The sequence below is a fragment of the Pseudomonas sp. LTJR-52 genome, assembly GCF_003691465.1.
GTDB lineage: Bacteria > Pseudomonadota > Gammaproteobacteria > Pseudomonadales > Pseudomonadaceae > Chryseomonas > Chryseomonas luteola.
Map to the genome: position 1 here is coordinate 2,178,147 of NZ_CP033105.1, position 15,148 is coordinate 2,193,294.

The window sequence follows — 15,148 nt, forward strand, 5'->3', positions numbered from 1 at the left end:
ATTAGCCGAGAGTATAAGGGCCTTCGGCAGCCAACTCTTCGACTGGCCGACGTGGGCTGGGCAGCTCACGGGCGTGTAATTTCTCAGACAAAGACGACTTGTCGCCCAGCTTGCCAATGGCAATTGCCATTTCGATCTTGAGATCGGTGGGTACTTTCAGCTCCTGACGAATCAGGTCGTACTCGATACCTGCCATCCCGTGGGTATGAAAGCCCAGCTTGCCAGCCTGTAGAGACATAAAGCCCCAGGCTGCGCCGGTATCAAAACTATGGCTACCCAGCGGAACCTCATCGCTGCCGCCGGGCGGTACGAAGGTGGTCTTGGACAAGACGATGACCAACGCCGCAGCATGTTGTGCCCAGCTACGGTTGTATTCACTGATCAGCTTGAGAAAGCTATCCCAGTGCGCAGAGCCACGGCGAGCATAGAGGAAGCGCCAGGGCTGAGCATTGTAGGCAGAGGGCGCCCAGCGAGCGGCCTCGAAGATGCTCATCAACTGATTTTCTTCTATAGCGGCATCACTGAAGGCGCGGGGAGACCACCGTTGGACGAATTGCGGGTCGACTTCATACTGCGGAACACGAGTGCTAGCGGTCATGTGACGTCCTATGCAGGTAAAGTGTTACGCGTCGCCTGGTTCGGCCTGAAGGAAATGATATGAAGCGCGCCATGCAGGAGCCATCCTGACTTCAGCCATTCTGGCCGCGGATGCTGTTTCGCCTGCGCAGGGGTTCGTCACATTTTACGCTCAGGCAGGCCCATGAGCTGCGCATCTGGAGAAGCCCTGTAACGTTAACCTCCAGAAGGCTGCGGCGACAAGCTGCACGAGCGGTGCTTGGCCGATTCGTGCATGAGGACTAGACTGCGCGCTTTTCGCAACCGACTACGTTCATGGCTGATATCACTCGACCTTTCTGGAAACGCAAGACCCTAGACCAGCTCGACCAGGGGGAGTGGGAGTCCTTATGCGACGGCTGTGGCTTGTGCTGTCTGCAAAAGCTGGAAGATGAGGACGATGGCAGCGTGTATTACACGCGTATCGCCTGCAAATTGCTGGACCTGAAAACCTGCAAGTGCACCCGCTACGCCGAACGGAAGCAATTTGTGGCTGACTGTATTCAGCTCACTCCAGGGCAGGCTGATGAATTCAAGTGGCTGCCGCCCACCTGTGGCTATCGCCTGATATCAGAAGGCAAGGACCTGCCGCTCTGGCATCCCTTGGTCTCGGGAGACGAAAGCGCCGTACATGATGCCGGAATCTCCCAGTCGGGCCGCATGCTGAGTGAAACCCAGGTAGCGGAAGAGGACTGGGAAGACTATATGATCTTTCGGGCGGGCTGAGTCAGCCCACTGGGGACGGATCGGTCAGCGATGCGTTTCCGGTAACGGTTACCGTCTGCGTGGCGCTGGCCGCACTTTCCATCAAGCGCTTCAGATGAGTCAGGTCTCGGGAAGCCTGTGACGCCGGATCGCGTTTCATGATCTTGGCGAGGCTGTGCCCCAGTACGCCACCTGGCGGATCATAAGCAATCAGGGTTTCGACTTCGGTACTGCCATCAGGACGCTCATTGAAGGCTACCCAGCCCATCGTATTGAGATCGCCGCCGGCAATGGAGCGCCATCCAATCAAGTTGCCAGGCTCGTCCTCCGTGATGACTGAATCCCACTCCAGCGGGCCGGTTGGGCCTTGAATCACCCAGTGAGAGCGTTTGTCGTCCAGGATGTCGATGCGCTGGATCAGCTCCATGAATGCAGGCAGGTTCTTGAAGTCGCGCCAAAAGCGATAGAGTTCGTCCTTGGGTCGATTGATAACCACGCAGCAAGACTCGGTCTTGGCATTTTTCCAGTGATAGTCGCGCATCAGCTGGCGTTCAAACTCACTATGGCTCAACGCTTGTTTGGCAGCACAATGCCCTGAATAACCTCGGTAAAGTGCCAACGCCCCGACCGCCATCCTGGCAACCCCGAGCAGGCCGCCCTGTCGTAGTCCCTTGATCAATAGCAGGCCACCCCCTGTCAGGGAGGCAACACGCTCAAGTCCCCCCACATTTTGCACGCGGTCTGAAAGATGGCTGTTCCGGGTAGCACGGCGGCCCAACATGGCAAGCTCCTTGATGACAGGCAATTACAAAAAGACCGCGCCAAGGCAAAGCTGTTCCGGTGGGATCGATAGCTGGTTAACAGATCGGAGCGTTTCCAGCAGGCAGGGTCTGATGCTCTGCCTGCTGGAAGCGTATCAGTGACTCAGTCCAAGAACCTTGAGCAGGAAAGCGTACTCAAGTGCTACGTCACGTAGCGCCTGATAACGGCCGCTCATGCCGCCGTGACCTGCGCCAAACTCGGTCTTGAGTAGCAGCAAGGCATCATTCGTGCGCGTGGCTCTGAGCTTGGCTACCCATTTGGCCGCTTCCCAGTACTGCACGCGAGTGTCGTGATAGCCTGCTACGGCCAGCAAGGCTGGATAAGCCTGGGCCTTTACATTTTCGTAAGGCGCATACGCAGCGATGCGGGCGTATACATCGGCCTCACCTGGATTGCCCCATTCATCGTACTCGGTGACGGTCAGGGGAAGGTCGGGCTTGAGCATCGTATTGAGCACATCCACGAACGGGACTTCTGCAATGGCCGCTGCAAACAGATCAGGCCGCTGATTGAGCACGGCGCCAATTAACAGGCCGCCAGCACTGCCGCCACTGATGCATAACTGCGAGGCGGTGGTGTGCCCTTGATCGATCAGGTGTTCGGCGCAGGCAATAAAGTCATCAAACGTGTTCTGCTTGTTTTCCAGCTTGCCCGCCTGATACCAGGCTTCACCCAATTCGCCACCGCCTCGCACATGCGCGATGGCAAAGGTGAAACCACGATCCAGCAGGCTCAAGCGTGCATGGGAGAACCAGGGGTCTAGGCTGTGACCATAAGCGCCATAACCGTATAGGTACAGCGGGGTAGGCTGGCCCACCCGATCCTTGCGCATGACCAGGCTGATCGGGATCTGCGTGCCATCTGGCGCCGTAGCCCACAAACGTCGACTGACATAGTCGTCGGCATTGAACGGCCCCTCTACCGGGACTTCCTTCAAGACCTGTTGTTCGCCGGTGGCAAGGTCTAGTTGGCGTACCTGTGCAGGGCGATTGAGTGACTCATAACGCAAACGCATGACCGGGCTGTCAAACTCCAGCACGTCGATCATCCCAAGGTTGTAAATCTCGTCAGGTAACTGTACCCGATAGGCAGGTGCGTTTTTGGGGCGTACCTCGAGCACCGGCAGGCCTGACTCGCGCAGATTCAGGATATAGCCGTTGGCATTGAGGTTTACCTCTTCAAGCATGCGCTCGGGATCATGTGGAACCAGCAGCTCCCAGTGCTCGCGGCTGGGCATGTCATCTGGCGCTTGATACAGGGCATAGTTGATACCTGCCTGATTGCTTCGAATCATCCAGCCATCAGCTCCATGATCAGGGAAGTACTCATGACCTTCCTGACGAGGGGCTACACAGACGAAAGCCTCGCTTGGCCGGTCCGCGTCCATGACCCAGGCTTCACTGGTGGTCTTGCTGTGGGACAGGAGAATCAGCTTGCGCTCGGAGCTTGAGCGGTAGCATCCGATAAAGAAGCGGCCATCCGTCTCGTGGAAGACCATTTGCGCCTCTTGGTCACCCAGGCGGTAGCGATAGAGCTTGTGAGGACGATGAGCCTCGTCACGCTCTCCGAAAAACAGGGTTTGGCTATCGCCAGCCCAGGTCATGCTGCCATCGCAGTCATTGAAAGGAAGTTCGGTCAAGTCGCCTGATGCCAGGTCTTTTATAAACAGACGATAGGTTTCGTCACCAGTCTGGTCCAGGCTGTAACCCAGCTTGGTCTGATCAGGGCTGAGCGTGAAACGGCCAATTGACAGAAATCCGCCACCGGCCAGTTCATTGGCGTCGAGTAGCAATTCCTCCTGGGACTCATCGATGGTCAGCGAGCCGTCCTGGGGGCGAGGGCAGCGGTAATGGCGCGCATATTCATCACCGGCGCGGGTTCGGTGGTAGTAGAGGTAATCTTTATACGGTACCGGCAGTGACAGGTCCGTCTCCCGGATGCGTCCCTTTATCTCCTGGAAAAGTGTCTCACGCAGCGCGGCTTCCGGCTGCAATACCTCGTCCAGATAAGCATTTTCAGCTTTCAGATAGGCCAGCACTTCAGGATCATCGCGTTTCTCCAGCCAAACGTAGGGATCTGCGCCGTGCGTACGTTGAGCGAGAGGAGGTTGTATCATGGGTGACTCCTTAGGTGTCGGTGGACCGGTTTTGAGGTGCCTGTGCATGGGCAGGGCGCGAGTAGGGGCGCCCAACCGTGCAAAAGTCGCTATCATAGGCATCCTTTTTATAGACCCGCCATGTATCGAAATGACTGAGCACGATTACCTGATTGCCTGGGCTGTCTATGGTGTTGCCGCACTAGGCTGTCTATGGGTGTGTTTCAAAGCGACCGGCTGGATGTGGCGTTGGCTGCGAGAACCCATCCGTTTGATTGTTGCCCTGATACTGTTCTCTCCGACGATAGCAGACCCTGAGCACAGCTTTTACGCACCCTCCAGCGCCATTGTCGTCATGGATCTCGGCTTCCATGTAGGAAACAGCGCCTGGCGGGCTGTGGCGGAAATGGCGTTGTATGGGTGTATCGCATTCGCGGCATATTTCATCTTCGCGCTGATCCGCTGGCTGTTTCAACGCTCCCGACGCAATGATGAGGCTGCCAACCAGACACCACCGCCTGCCGACCAGCCTGCTCCCACGGCAGCGAACAACCCCTCGCCATCATTCCCACCATCACGGGTCCCAGAGCGTCGTACGCGCATCGAGCCGCGCCTGTAGCTATCACGCCGCCCTTGTCTGTTTGCAGGCTGGGGCGAATGTTCTCCGTCTGGCTGGGTCCATCTCTATGTATGTTCATAAGACAAGTGAATGATAGGAAGCCGCCGGGAGTACCGTCAGGTAGCCGTTTTATTGCCGTATCGTCGTCAAACAGCTGATTCGAAACTGTTTCTTGGACATACTCATTGTCTGGCAGAGGGCCTGCTATTAGAGCATCTCTCGTGCCGTATCGAATGAGGTCAGGATATGTGTGAATTGTTGGGCATGAGTGCCAATGTTCCTACCGATATCACCTTCAGCCTGACAGGGCTGATGCAGCGAGGAGGACGTACCGGCCCCCACCGGGACGGCTGGGGCGTGGCGCTGTACGAAGGACGCGGACTGCATATGTTCAAGGATTCCATGCCGGGAGCGGATTCCGAAGTGGCTCGCATGATCCAGGGCTATCCGCTCAAGAGTCGCACGGTTATCGCGCATATTCGCCATGCCAACGTCGGCTCGGTAAACCTTGCCAATACACACCCTTTCGTTCGGGAGCTGGGAGGGCGCTACTGGTGTTTTGCCCATAATGGCCAACTCAACGAGTTCGCACCAGATCCCGGTCTGTTCCAGCCAGTAGGGGACACGGACAGTGAGGCGGCATTCTGTTATCTGCTCAATGAGGTCAGGCGGCGTTTTCCCGATCCGGTGCCTGTCGAAATGCTCCTGCCTGTTCTGGTCGGAACTTGCGATCACTTTCGCCGCTTTGGTGTGTTCAACTGTCTGCTGAGTGATGGTGACTGGCTGTTCACGTTTTGCTCGACCAAGCTGGCCCACATTACGCGACGGGCCCCGTTTGGTCCGGCGCACTTGAAGGACGCCGACCTGACGGTAGATTTCAAGGCTGAAACAACGCCTGATGATGTGGTTACAGTGATTGCGACAGAGCCTTTGACGGCCAACGAAACCTGGGCGCTTCATCAGCCTGGTGAGTGGAAATTATGGTGGGATGGCGAAATCGTCACCCAGGGGCGGGTCTAAACGGTTGTAGCGAAGCCTGCCATTCAGTACGCAAGGAGTTACGATGCTGCGTAGTTATATCCGGCTAATCCTGTTTGCGCTAGGCCTTCTGGTTGGTGTGCAGATACCAGGGTTTATCACTGATTACAGCCAGCGTATCGAGGCCCATCGCCTTGAAGCCCATCAGGCGTTGGAAGGGTATCGCAAAACGGCAGGCGAGTTTTTTGGCGGTGATATGGATCGTCTGGTAGCCCATTATCGTGCCAGTGATGATCCGGTCTTCCAGAGCGATGCCGATAGCCTTGGCATGCTGATGCGCCGTGAGCAAATGCTCGATTCGCAATGGCAGGCATTGCAGGGCCGCTGGTATGAGCGCGCTTGGCATGTCTTTACCAAGGCTAACCCAGCAATACTTGAAGAGACGTGGCAAGGCTACCGTTATCAGGTTGTCCTGACGCCTGAATGTATCGGTTGGGGGCTGGCCTGTGCTTTTTTACTGTCCTGGATCATCGAGGCCATCGCCTTGGCATTGGCTGTACTTATCATGCCGCGGCGTAGGCCAGCGCGACGTCTCGTCTAAATTGAAAGGCCGGAAAATTCCGGCCTTTTTGTGTCGCTCAGCCTGCAGTGTGGGCAACTGCCTCTATCGACCGCAGTCGCCTGCTTTGGTGAGCCTGATTTCAGTACGCTTCGTGATAACAATGACGCTGATCCACATCTGTATCACTGCCGAGCATCTTCTTGACCGATACGGCATAGGTACTTTGTATGCGTTGGCCAAGTGTAGAGATGAGCCGGTAGTGGCTTTGAAAGATACAAGTCCGCGGTCGACTGAGCGAGTCGCTGAAGAAGGGCGCAAGGCAGGGCGCGAGGTGATAGGCCATCGTCCCAAGGTATGGTGGAATGGCAGACTTGCGCGGCCTCTGGCAGAGGCAACAGGTTTCTCCGTAGGCGAAAGTTACTGTAGTCATCAAGTTGGCTGAGGGGCTGTTTGAGCGGAGGTTATCGGTATGCAAGGGAGAAGATCTAGCCTATCCGGTTGCCAAGCCATTTAAGGTTCAGTTCTCTCACTGGGGGATTACCTGATTTCAGGCTATGCCAATAAATTTTCGTCTTTTCAGTAATTTAGAAGAAAAAAGGCTTGACGACCCAGTCTGATTCCGTAAAATGCGCACCCACAGCAGGCACGTAGCTCAGCTGGTTAGAGCACCACCTTGACATGGTGGGGGTCGTTGGTTCGAGTCCAATCGTGCCTACCAAATATTCCCGCACTGCTGGCGGGGCAAGAAGCCGATCCGAAAGGATCGGCTTTTTTGTTTGGGTCGTTAAAACATTTCGTCTCAAACACAGCTCAATAATGTTCTCAAATTGACGTATAACGTCAGGTCTTCTGACTGACGAGTCACGGTGCCAGGAGTGGGTAATGAAATGGTTTTGTGTAGGAGCCGTGCTTCTACTCGCCGGGTGTGCAAGCGTAAAAGATCTGGAGCAAAGTCCGCCTTCAATGGATGTCAGATCAGGTAAGGACGTTCAGGCCTATACCCAATGCCTGGTTGATCGACTGGCTAAAAGTCGGGCGCCTGTAACGCTGGCAGGAACAGCTAGCGAGCAAAGAATTATTGTGCCATCCAAGGTTTCTTCTATTCCTGCTGCGGTTATCCATGTAGACGATAGCTCTCGTGGCAGTCACATCACACTGCACGAACGCATGGCTAACAATCCTCTTCGGCCCAGCGATGTTCGCGAGGCGGTCAAGTATTGTATTGACTAACGGGTTAAGCAGCGTGCCCTTCAGGTTGTTTCGAGAGCACGCTTTCAGCCATCTAGAGGTATGAGAAAAGTGCGCCGAATAAAATGACCCAAACGACCGGGACGGAAACGTAGAGAAATTTTTCGGTGGGCGTGAAGGGCTTTTTACTGATCATCGCGAGTGACTACCTGTATGAATTCGCTATGTGATGAGTGGGGCATTAAGGCCGGAAATATGCCTGAGCTACATGACATATCGGCGTAACAGGCGAAACTTGAAGTGGGCAGGTAAGGGCGGCCGCAATGGCAGATGAATGGTCGCGGCATCGGTAGGCATTCAGGCTGGGTGCATGAATGTCCGGTCTGTAAAATGAAAGCCTGACAATAACTCTTCGCGGGAAGTAGGAATGCAGGACGTGTTGATCCACGTGTGGGAAAGGATTTTTTGGGTAATGCTCTGGGCGGTTCGTTACCTGCCGGCTACGCTGGCTATTCTGGGAATAGCGCTGATCGTGGGTGTCAAAAATAACCATACATGGTGGGGGCGGGTCGTACTGCTTCTGTTTGGTCTCGTAACACTTCTGGTAGCAATGACCATTCAGATTCTTTCCTCTTCCCCTCCTGCCTAAACTCTTTCAAGTCGCCTGTCCTGTAGCGTTGGTTAGCAGTCAGCGCTACAGGATGATCAGTGATCTTAGGTACGACAGGCCTTGAGATCGACGTTTCCAACGTATTTATTGCCGTGACCCATAATGCACGCCAAGCGCTGGTTTCGTTGGCGCTCCCACCGCTCGGCCGGGTATTGCTTGTTCCAGGCTGAATACAACTGTTGGTCCTGCTTGGATAAGCGCAAGTCATACCGTTCGCTCATGTACAGGTAGGTGCGCGCAATCATGCCGCGGATTTCTGGGCGGGGCATGGCTTTCTTGGCTTTGAAGTCGACCACCATCTGACAGGCCCCATACTGGGTCGGTTTCTGTGGCAGCCAGCCGAACGCAAAATTGCTGCGGTCGCCATTCACTTCACCGATGACCGGTACCAGGTTGAACAAATCAGCTTCGGCTTTCTGGTAAATCGGATCGCTTGAAGTACAGTTTTTTCTTCCTCCTTTTTGCCAGCACTGGCGCTGATGGCCGATAACCCAGGCAGGCACGATGTGCTCCCATTCGATGCGAGAGGCTCTGGTCGCATTTTTGCGGGGCACATAGCCACAACTTTTCAGGTCCACCGTCTTGCCGGAGTAGTGGCAGCCGCAATAAAAATCTACAGGTTGCTGCTTGTAGACTTTGGCGCCTATCACTTTGGCTTCGCGAAACGTGCGAGGCGCTTCTGCATGAGCCGGAATGATAAAAAAGAAGAAAGAAATCAGAGAAAAAATACGAAACATGGCCGTGCTCGATAAGTAAATCGGCGCGGATGGTAACGGGCAGCGTTGGGTTTGAGGAAGGCAGTAGGACTAAAATGAGAAATGGTTCGCTGTATGGATAGACAGCTGTTTGGCGAGAGGGTAATTGCTAGCGACTTACTGTCATGTAACCCGCTAGCGACAGGATTAGCGACGTGTACGCTTGGCTGCCTTTTCCCACTGCCCAATCATCTCAAGAGTAAGGCGCTCGTCCCAGGATTCCAGCTCAATGTTTTGAGCCAGCAGTTTTTTACGGGCGGCGACCAGAAGGTGGTGTAGGGAAGTAGGATTGCAGTAGATCGCGGTACGGATACGCCCGGATTCAAAGTGGATAATTCCCTGAGGATCTATCGCTTTAAAGGCAAAGGTACCGCGAGAATCACGGTTGGTGAAATGGCATTCCAAGGGTGCCAGGGCAGCTTGTATTCTGGAGCGGGCGGCATCATAGCGAGAGGGTTGCATGTCAGTATGCTTAGAACGACTATTTAGGATGGCACACTGACATTAAGTTTATACAGTAGTTCGATAGGGAGCGCTGTTTGAGCCTTTAATTGTTAAAGATATCTATTTTGCAGGTTGAAGACGTTAAGAATCTCTATTTTCTGGTGTCTCTAACGATGCAGACAATCATGGCGATAGTAGCCACAATCATCGTTGCAATACCGAAGCCCAGCTGAATTCTGGCTTTGGTTTGATCACATAGTTCAGCAACACCGCCATGCGAAGGACAGCCGCCTGTTGTAAACCAGTAGGCATTACCCAGAAGTAACATCCCAAAGGCGCAGGCGATGAATGCAGTCAACGCCAAAAACAATACTGTGCGTAACATATGGACTCTCTAGGTAAAGCGAATGAATGCTGATCAGGCAGTAGGCGATACGAAAGACATGACTCGATGCGTATTGGCTTACCTCTATTTTCATTATAACGCGCTTAAGGGCAGAGAAAGGTAAGAACCAATACCCGGTATGAATGCCCAAAATATTGCTGCTTACTTCTTGGAGATGCCAACATGCCTGAAACTGATCATATAAATCCTGACCAGATCGACGTTGACCCTGAGATTCAGCCTAACCCTAAAGAGGCTCCTGTTCCTCTGGAGTCTGATGAGGACGCAGAGAACAAATAACCAGACGTTGCCGACTCATTTATAACGAACTGATTTTATAAATGAGTCGCGCATGATTCGAAAAAGCAGGACAGGCTGTCAAGCGTAGCAAGGCCCATCTAGCAGGGCAGGCGGATGCCTAGCGATAAGCCCAGTCGATGTTAAGCAGGTTGAGCTTTTGTGCACGCAGACGACGCTTGTTGAGTTCGTCACTATAGGGGGGGAAATCCAGTTCCAGACTTTCGCCTCCATGCTGTTTCAGTACGTACAAAAGGACAATGCCTTCATCGACATCAGCTGGAGCGTCGGCTATTGCCAGTTCTCTTGGTTCTCCTGCCTCTTCATAGGTAATAACCAGGTTGCCTGCATTGCTCATGATCGTACTCCCTTAGTGGTGTAATTCGATGAAGCCGTCTCTTTTGACGGGCTAATAATGAATTCATTCCTTACAAAGGCAGCCTGAATGGCTTCCAGGCGTAAATGCATGGGTTTTGCATTCTGCTAAGGTAAGTACGTCACACTTTCGACTGATGTGAATTGTGAGCATTGATAGGCGCACTGAAAATCTCGCCCTAATTTAGGAGAGGGTTTAATGCTGCATGTATACATGCCGATGGGTAGTTCAAGGGATTCTCTTTGTCTGTCTTCTGATGGCCATGTTTGGCCCTCAAATGACGTGGCGCTATTTCATAGCTCGCCGCATTGCTTCCCGTCTAGGTATTCAAAGTCTTTTCGAGCTTAATACGTTGGTTGTTGGTTTCTTGCTACTGGTCGGTTTCTTTCTGGTACGGTGGAGCACGCACGCTCCCTCTTGAAGACGGTAAGCCATATTTACAAAGTAGCCCTTGTTGCCAGGTGCTTCGAGTCCGTATGGTAGAGCTTTATGTAAACGATAAGGCAGTGTAATGACTTGGAAGTTGAGTTCCCTGGCAGCGTTAATTTCTTCCTTGGTTCTTGTAAGTGCCTGTAGCAGCTCTCCAGAGTCTGGCAGTAACGAACGTACCCGAAGCAGTGATGCAACTGCATCATCATCCGCACTTGGAAGTGGTTGTAATTCCGATGCTGCACAATATGCGGTAGGTAAGACGGCTACTCCTGAACTCTTCAAGCAGCTTCAAGAGCGTTCTGGTGCAAGGATTACACGTCTTGTGCGTCCGGATGATGCCATGACGATGGATTTCAACTCTGAGCGCCTGACGGTTACCACTGATGAGGCGCTTGTGATCAAGACGGCTCGTTGTGGCTGATACATCCAAGGGCGGGCCGACACTGATGCCTTTAATCAGGTTGGTCTGCCTGAGTCTACTCTGAATCGATCAATCTACTCTCGTTGTGGATAGGATGGCTTTGGCCTGTGTCTATCTTATGAACACGGATTAGACGAGAGGAGAGATTAATGGGATTGCGAATCTTTGGCGATCACCGCGCCTGGGCAAGTGCGGTAGAAAGCGAAACAGGCATCGAAGCCTTTATTGCCATACAAGGGCATGGAAAGGAAGAGGAAGCTCTGCACCGAGTAGCGATAGACCGTACCTTTACGGACCTTATGGAGGCCGAGCGTGCGGCGGATGAGATTCTGCAGAAGATGACGGGTATCAGTGCAGACAGCCAACCCCTGTTTGACTAAGTCTTTGTATTTAATTCAGGCATAAAAAAAGCCCCGTCATGGACGGGGCTTTTTCAAGGGAAGTGGATTAAACCACTTCAACCTCTTGTGCTTCCATACCTTTCTGGCCTTTGGCAGCCACGAAAGATACAGCCTGACCTTCTTTCAGGCTCTTGAAGCCGGCAGCCTTGATCTGGCGGAAGTGAACGAACAGATCAGCACCGCCAGAGGACGGGGTGATGAAGCCAAAACCTTTCTCATCGTTGAACCACTTAACAGTACCGGTTTCGCGATTAGCCATGGTGTTTTTTACCTTTTCAAAAATTAAGTTTCGGTAAAGGGAAGTCTTGACCGAGACTGAGCACTGAGTGTAACGGAGTCGTAACGATGTTGGATCTGTATCTAAACACCATGTTGCGATTCACAGTAATGCACGGGCACAGCAGGATCATATTACGATCATATATGAGCATTTGAAAAGACCAAAAGTTCATCTAATGATCAAACCCATGATTGCAGGCTGTCCGGTCAGCGATATAGACCGCTAAAAAACGTATTTATTTCCTTGAACTGGCTAAAAATTCAAAGAAAAGTACAGTGATCATTTTTTTTTGAAAATGTGACGTCTGGTACAGCGAAACGACAGTTGAGAGAGAAAGACGTAAGGCGGGGCAGTTTGAAGAGATGTCAGCTTGAAGGGTGAAGGCAGGCGGGGCTACAGATAAGCCCCGCCTGCTATCAGCTTTTTACTTCTGAGGCAGTGCAAAGGCGATTACATAGTCGCCCTGACGAGTGCCCAAAGAGCCATGCCCACCCGCATAAACCAGGATGTACTGACGTCCATCCTTGCCGGTGTAGGTCATGGGAGTTGTCTGGCCACCTGCTGGCAGGCGACCTTCCCACAGCTGCTTACCATTACGAACATCGTAGGCACGCAGGTACTGGTCTAGCGTACCGCTCAGGAAGGCCAGGCCGCTGGATGTCATGAAAGCCCCACCCAATGCTGGAACACCCATGGGGAGCGGCATTGGAACAGGCGCACTGTCACGAACAGTGCCGTTCTTGTGCTTCCAGATGACCTGATTGGTGGTCATGTCGACAGCAGCCACATAACCCCATGGTGGTGACTGGCAAGGCAGGCCCATCGGGGACAGCAGTGCCCCCATGATCACACCGTACGGTGCGCCTTTGTTTGGCTGAACGCCCTCTGTCTCGCTTTTGCGAGCCGGACCGCCCTCGACGTCCTCGCGTGCGACAAGCTTGGATGTAAAGGCCATGTAGCTAGGCGAAAGGAACATCACCTGACGGATAGGATCCACGGCGACGCCACCCCAGTCGAATACACCGAAGTTGCCCGGATAAACGATCGAACCCTGCAGGGAAGGCGGCGTGTAGATGCCTTCATAGCGATGCGATTTGAACGTGATACGGCACAGCATCTGATCCAGAGGTGTCACACCCCACATGTCCGCTTCCTTGAGTGTCTGCGGCATCATGTTGAGTTCGGACATTGGCTGCGTAGGGGACGTATGATCGCCTTCCACTGCGCCCTGCGGAACGGGTGTCTCGTGTATGGGAACGATGGGCTGACCATTGGTGCGATCCAGCACATAGAGGCTGCCTTGCTTGGTGGATGCAATCAGGCCTGGCTTGATGCCGTCAGCCGTCTTGATATCCATCAGCGTGGGCTGCCCACCTACGTCCATGTCCCATAGGTCATGGTGAGTGAACTGGTAATTCCAGCGTACCTTACCCGTATTGACATCCAGAGCGACAACGCCGGCGCTGTATTTCTCGGCTTCTGGCGTACGCATGCCACCGTACTGATCCGGCGTTTGGTTACCCATTGGCAGATAGATCAGGCCCAGTTTTTCGTCCACTGACATGACGGACCATACGTTCGCGGAGTTGCGGGTGTAGGTCTGGCCTGGCTGAATCGGCTCGGTAGCTTCAGGGTTACCGCTGTCCCAATTCCAGACGAGATGGCCGTCGTGCACGTCATAGGCACGAATAACGCCGGAAGGCTCGTCAGTAGAGGCGTTATCCGTTACATGGCCACCAATGATGACCAGATCACGGGTAACTGACGGCGGCGAGGTGGAGTAGTAGCCACCAGCAGTGAAGCCGCCGATGTTGGCGCCCAGGTTGATGGAGCCTTTGTCACCAAAGTCTTCGCACATTTTGCCAGTGTCGGCATTTATGGCGATCAGGCGAGTATCGGCAGTGGGCAGGAACAGACGGCGAGGGCAGGAGTTGCTGACCGGTGTAGCCTCTGCTGGGGCAGACGCTGCCTGCGCATTGTCCTGAGCATCCGCCTGTGCATAGGCGGCATCATCATGGTAGGCCACGCCACGGCAGGTCATGTGTGCCCAGCCCTTGAAGCTGTCGGCACTCTGAGTGCTCAGCTTGGGATCAAAGCGCCATAGCTCCTTGCCGGAGTCGGGGTCCAGGGCAATGACCTGGCTGTGCGGCGTACAGACGTACAGCTTTCCATTGACCTTGAGGGGTGTATTTTCAGCCGTGGTTTCCTGCGGATCGTTCGGCCCGGGAATGTCGCCGGTACGATAGGTCCAGGCGACTTCCAGCTGATTCACGTTTTCCGGGGTGATCTGATTCAGCGGGGAATATTTGTCGCCAAATGACGTACGCCCATACGACTGCCAATCGCCATCGGGCATGGTGGGGGCAGCGTTCACTGTACCTGCACTGGCACGATCCAGACTGCCCTCAATGTTATGTGGATTGGTGAATTGACTGGCGACTGCAGCAGCACCGGCCAGAACGACCGCGCCGGTCAGTGGCACGGCGCCTACTGAGCTGACACCCGCCTTACGTGCCATGGGGCGACGTATCCATGGCAAAAGCAGAACGATGCCTACTACAAACCACAGTGCCAGACGTGGAACCAGTTGCCACCAGTCCAGACCGACTTCGTACAGCGCCCACAGCGTTGAGGCAAACAGAACGAGCGCAAACAATGGGAGTGCTGCACGATGGGCAAGCACGAGAAGGATACCAGTGATGAAAATACCGGCACCCGCGAGGGCGTAATAGAAGGATCCTCCTACAGTGATCAGTTTGACGCCACCTACAAGCATGGCGAGACCAATCAACACAAGGACGATGCCGACTAACGTAGAAAAAAGACGCGTTTTTGCAAACGGTCCAGTCGTTTCGTTCATGAAGGCAATACCAAATTCTTAAAATAGGATTCACCGGACTGGACCGCAAGGGTCGCCCGGGAGTTGCACGGTGAAGGATGTTGGAATTCTTATAACAGCAATCTTATACCGTCTGTCACCCTCTGCGCATATTCAAGTTAGGCAAAGGTGTTTTGTGGATTTGTGCAAAGGCGAAAGTGAGAGATGGTTTGAATTATTACGTATATTTGAAATTCGGCCGTGAATCGTCAAAAAACGATCGCA

17 protein-coding genes and 1 tRNA gene are annotated in these 15,148 nt (G+C 53.7%); 9 read left to right on the forward strand and 9 right to left on the reverse strand.

The features are described 5' to 3' along the window. Position 1: 1 nt before the first annotated feature. Positions 2-598, reverse strand: a complete 597-nt coding sequence (locus tag EAW52_RS10190) for a nitroreductase family protein (protein WP_122042317.1) — start codon at positions 596-598, stop codon at positions 2-4. Between the two features lie 293 nt (positions 599-891). Here EAW52_RS10190 and EAW52_RS10195 point away from each other — a divergent pair, with 293 nt between their 5' ends. Beyond that, positions 892-1,341, forward strand: a complete 450-nt coding sequence (locus EAW52_RS10195) for a YcgN family cysteine cluster protein (protein ID WP_122042318.1) — start codon at positions 892-894, stop codon at positions 1,339-1,341. A gap of 1 nt (position 1,342) precedes the next feature. On the opposite strand, the gene EAW52_RS10200 is transcribed toward EAW52_RS10195, so the two are convergent. Then, positions 1,343-2,101: an SRPBCC family protein gene (locus EAW52_RS10200; RefSeq protein WP_074824199.1), complete on the reverse strand. Its 759-nt coding sequence runs from the start codon at positions 2,099-2,101 to the stop codon at positions 1,343-1,345. A 135-nt stretch (positions 2,102-2,236) separates the two neighbouring features. After that, positions 2,237-4,258 carry a S9 family peptidase gene (locus tag EAW52_RS10205; protein WP_122042319.1) on the reverse strand — a complete coding sequence of 674 codons (2,022 nt, stop codon included), beginning with the start codon at positions 4,256-4,258 and terminating at the stop codon, positions 2,237-2,239. A 130-nt stretch (positions 4,259-4,388) separates the two neighbouring features. Between EAW52_RS10205 and EAW52_RS10210 the strand changes: the two genes are divergently transcribed. The 6 genes from EAW52_RS10210 to EAW52_RS25910 all read left to right on the forward strand — a co-directional run bounded on the left by EAW52_RS10210 (position 4,389) and on the right by EAW52_RS25910 (position 8,233). Then, positions 4,389-4,856, forward strand: coding sequence for an MFS transporter (locus EAW52_RS10210; protein WP_256680819.1), 468 nt, complete (start codon positions 4,389-4,391; stop codon positions 4,854-4,856). Between the two features lie 246 nt (positions 4,857-5,102). Further along, complete coding sequence (locus EAW52_RS10215) at positions 5,103-5,876, forward strand: class II glutamine amidotransferase (protein WP_010794718.1); 774 nt, start codon at positions 5,103-5,105, stop codon at positions 5,874-5,876. A 43-nt stretch (positions 5,877-5,919) separates the two neighbouring features. Beyond that, a complete protein-coding gene (locus tag EAW52_RS10220) occupies positions 5,920-6,435 on the forward strand; it encodes a DUF2937 family protein (protein ID WP_019366989.1) in 516 nt (171 codons plus the stop codon). Positions 6,436-7,037: 602 nt separating this feature from the next. Next, a tRNA-Val gene (locus tag EAW52_RS10225) sits at positions 7,038-7,114 on the forward strand. Between the two features lie 164 nt (positions 7,115-7,278). Then, positions 7,279-7,626: a hypothetical protein gene (locus EAW52_RS10230; RefSeq protein WP_074824211.1), complete on the forward strand. Its 348-nt coding sequence runs from the start codon at positions 7,279-7,281 to the stop codon at positions 7,624-7,626. A 385-nt stretch (positions 7,627-8,011) separates the two neighbouring features. Then, entirely contained in the window at positions 8,012-8,233 is a 222-nt protein-coding gene (locus EAW52_RS25910) for a hypothetical protein (RefSeq protein ID WP_073450168.1), read from the forward strand. 65 nt (positions 8,234-8,298) lie between these two features. Here the strand turns inward: EAW52_RS25910 and EAW52_RS10235 are convergent, their stop codons facing one another. The 4 genes from EAW52_RS10235 to EAW52_RS10250 all read right to left on the reverse strand — a co-directional run bounded on the left by EAW52_RS10235 (position 8,299) and on the right by EAW52_RS10250 (position 10,493). Next, positions 8,299-8,991 carry an endonuclease gene (locus EAW52_RS10235; protein WP_122042321.1) on the reverse strand — a complete coding sequence of 231 codons (693 nt, stop codon included), beginning with the start codon at positions 8,989-8,991 and terminating at the stop codon, positions 8,299-8,301. A 165-nt stretch (positions 8,992-9,156) separates the two neighbouring features. Beyond that, complete coding sequence (locus EAW52_RS10240; protein ID WP_122042322.1) at positions 9,157-9,471, reverse strand: hypothetical protein; 315 nt, start codon at positions 9,469-9,471, stop codon at positions 9,157-9,159. Positions 9,472-9,604: 133 nt separating this feature from the next. After that, positions 9,605-9,838: a hypothetical protein gene (locus EAW52_RS10245; protein ID WP_122042323.1), complete on the reverse strand. Its 234-nt coding sequence runs from the start codon at positions 9,836-9,838 to the stop codon at positions 9,605-9,607. Between the two features lie 418 nt (positions 9,839-10,256). Further along, a complete protein-coding gene (locus tag EAW52_RS10250; protein ID WP_122042324.1) occupies positions 10,257-10,493 on the reverse strand; it encodes a hypothetical protein in 237 nt (78 codons plus the stop codon). A 529-nt stretch (positions 10,494-11,022) separates the two neighbouring features. On the opposite strand from EAW52_RS10250, the gene EAW52_RS10255 reads away from it, so the two are divergent. Next, complete coding sequence (locus EAW52_RS10255) at positions 11,023-11,364, forward strand: I78 family peptidase inhibitor (protein ID WP_010794708.1); 342 nt, start codon at positions 11,023-11,025, stop codon at positions 11,362-11,364. 149 nt (positions 11,365-11,513) lie between these two features. Beyond that, positions 11,514-11,744: a hypothetical protein gene (locus EAW52_RS10260; RefSeq protein WP_122042325.1), complete on the forward strand. Its 231-nt coding sequence runs from the start codon at positions 11,514-11,516 to the stop codon at positions 11,742-11,744. A gap of 67 nt (positions 11,745-11,811) precedes the next feature. Here EAW52_RS10260 and EAW52_RS10265 read toward each other — a convergent pair whose 3' ends face one another. Then, entirely contained in the window at positions 11,812-12,024 is a 213-nt protein-coding gene (locus EAW52_RS10265; RefSeq protein ID WP_010794706.1) for a cold-shock protein, read from the reverse strand. A 445-nt stretch (positions 12,025-12,469) separates the two neighbouring features. After that, positions 12,470-14,905, reverse strand: a complete 2,436-nt coding sequence (locus EAW52_RS10270) for a membrane-bound PQQ-dependent dehydrogenase, glucose/quinate/shikimate family (RefSeq protein WP_122042326.1) — start codon at positions 14,903-14,905, stop codon at positions 12,470-12,472. Positions 14,906-15,148 lie beyond the last annotated feature (243 nt).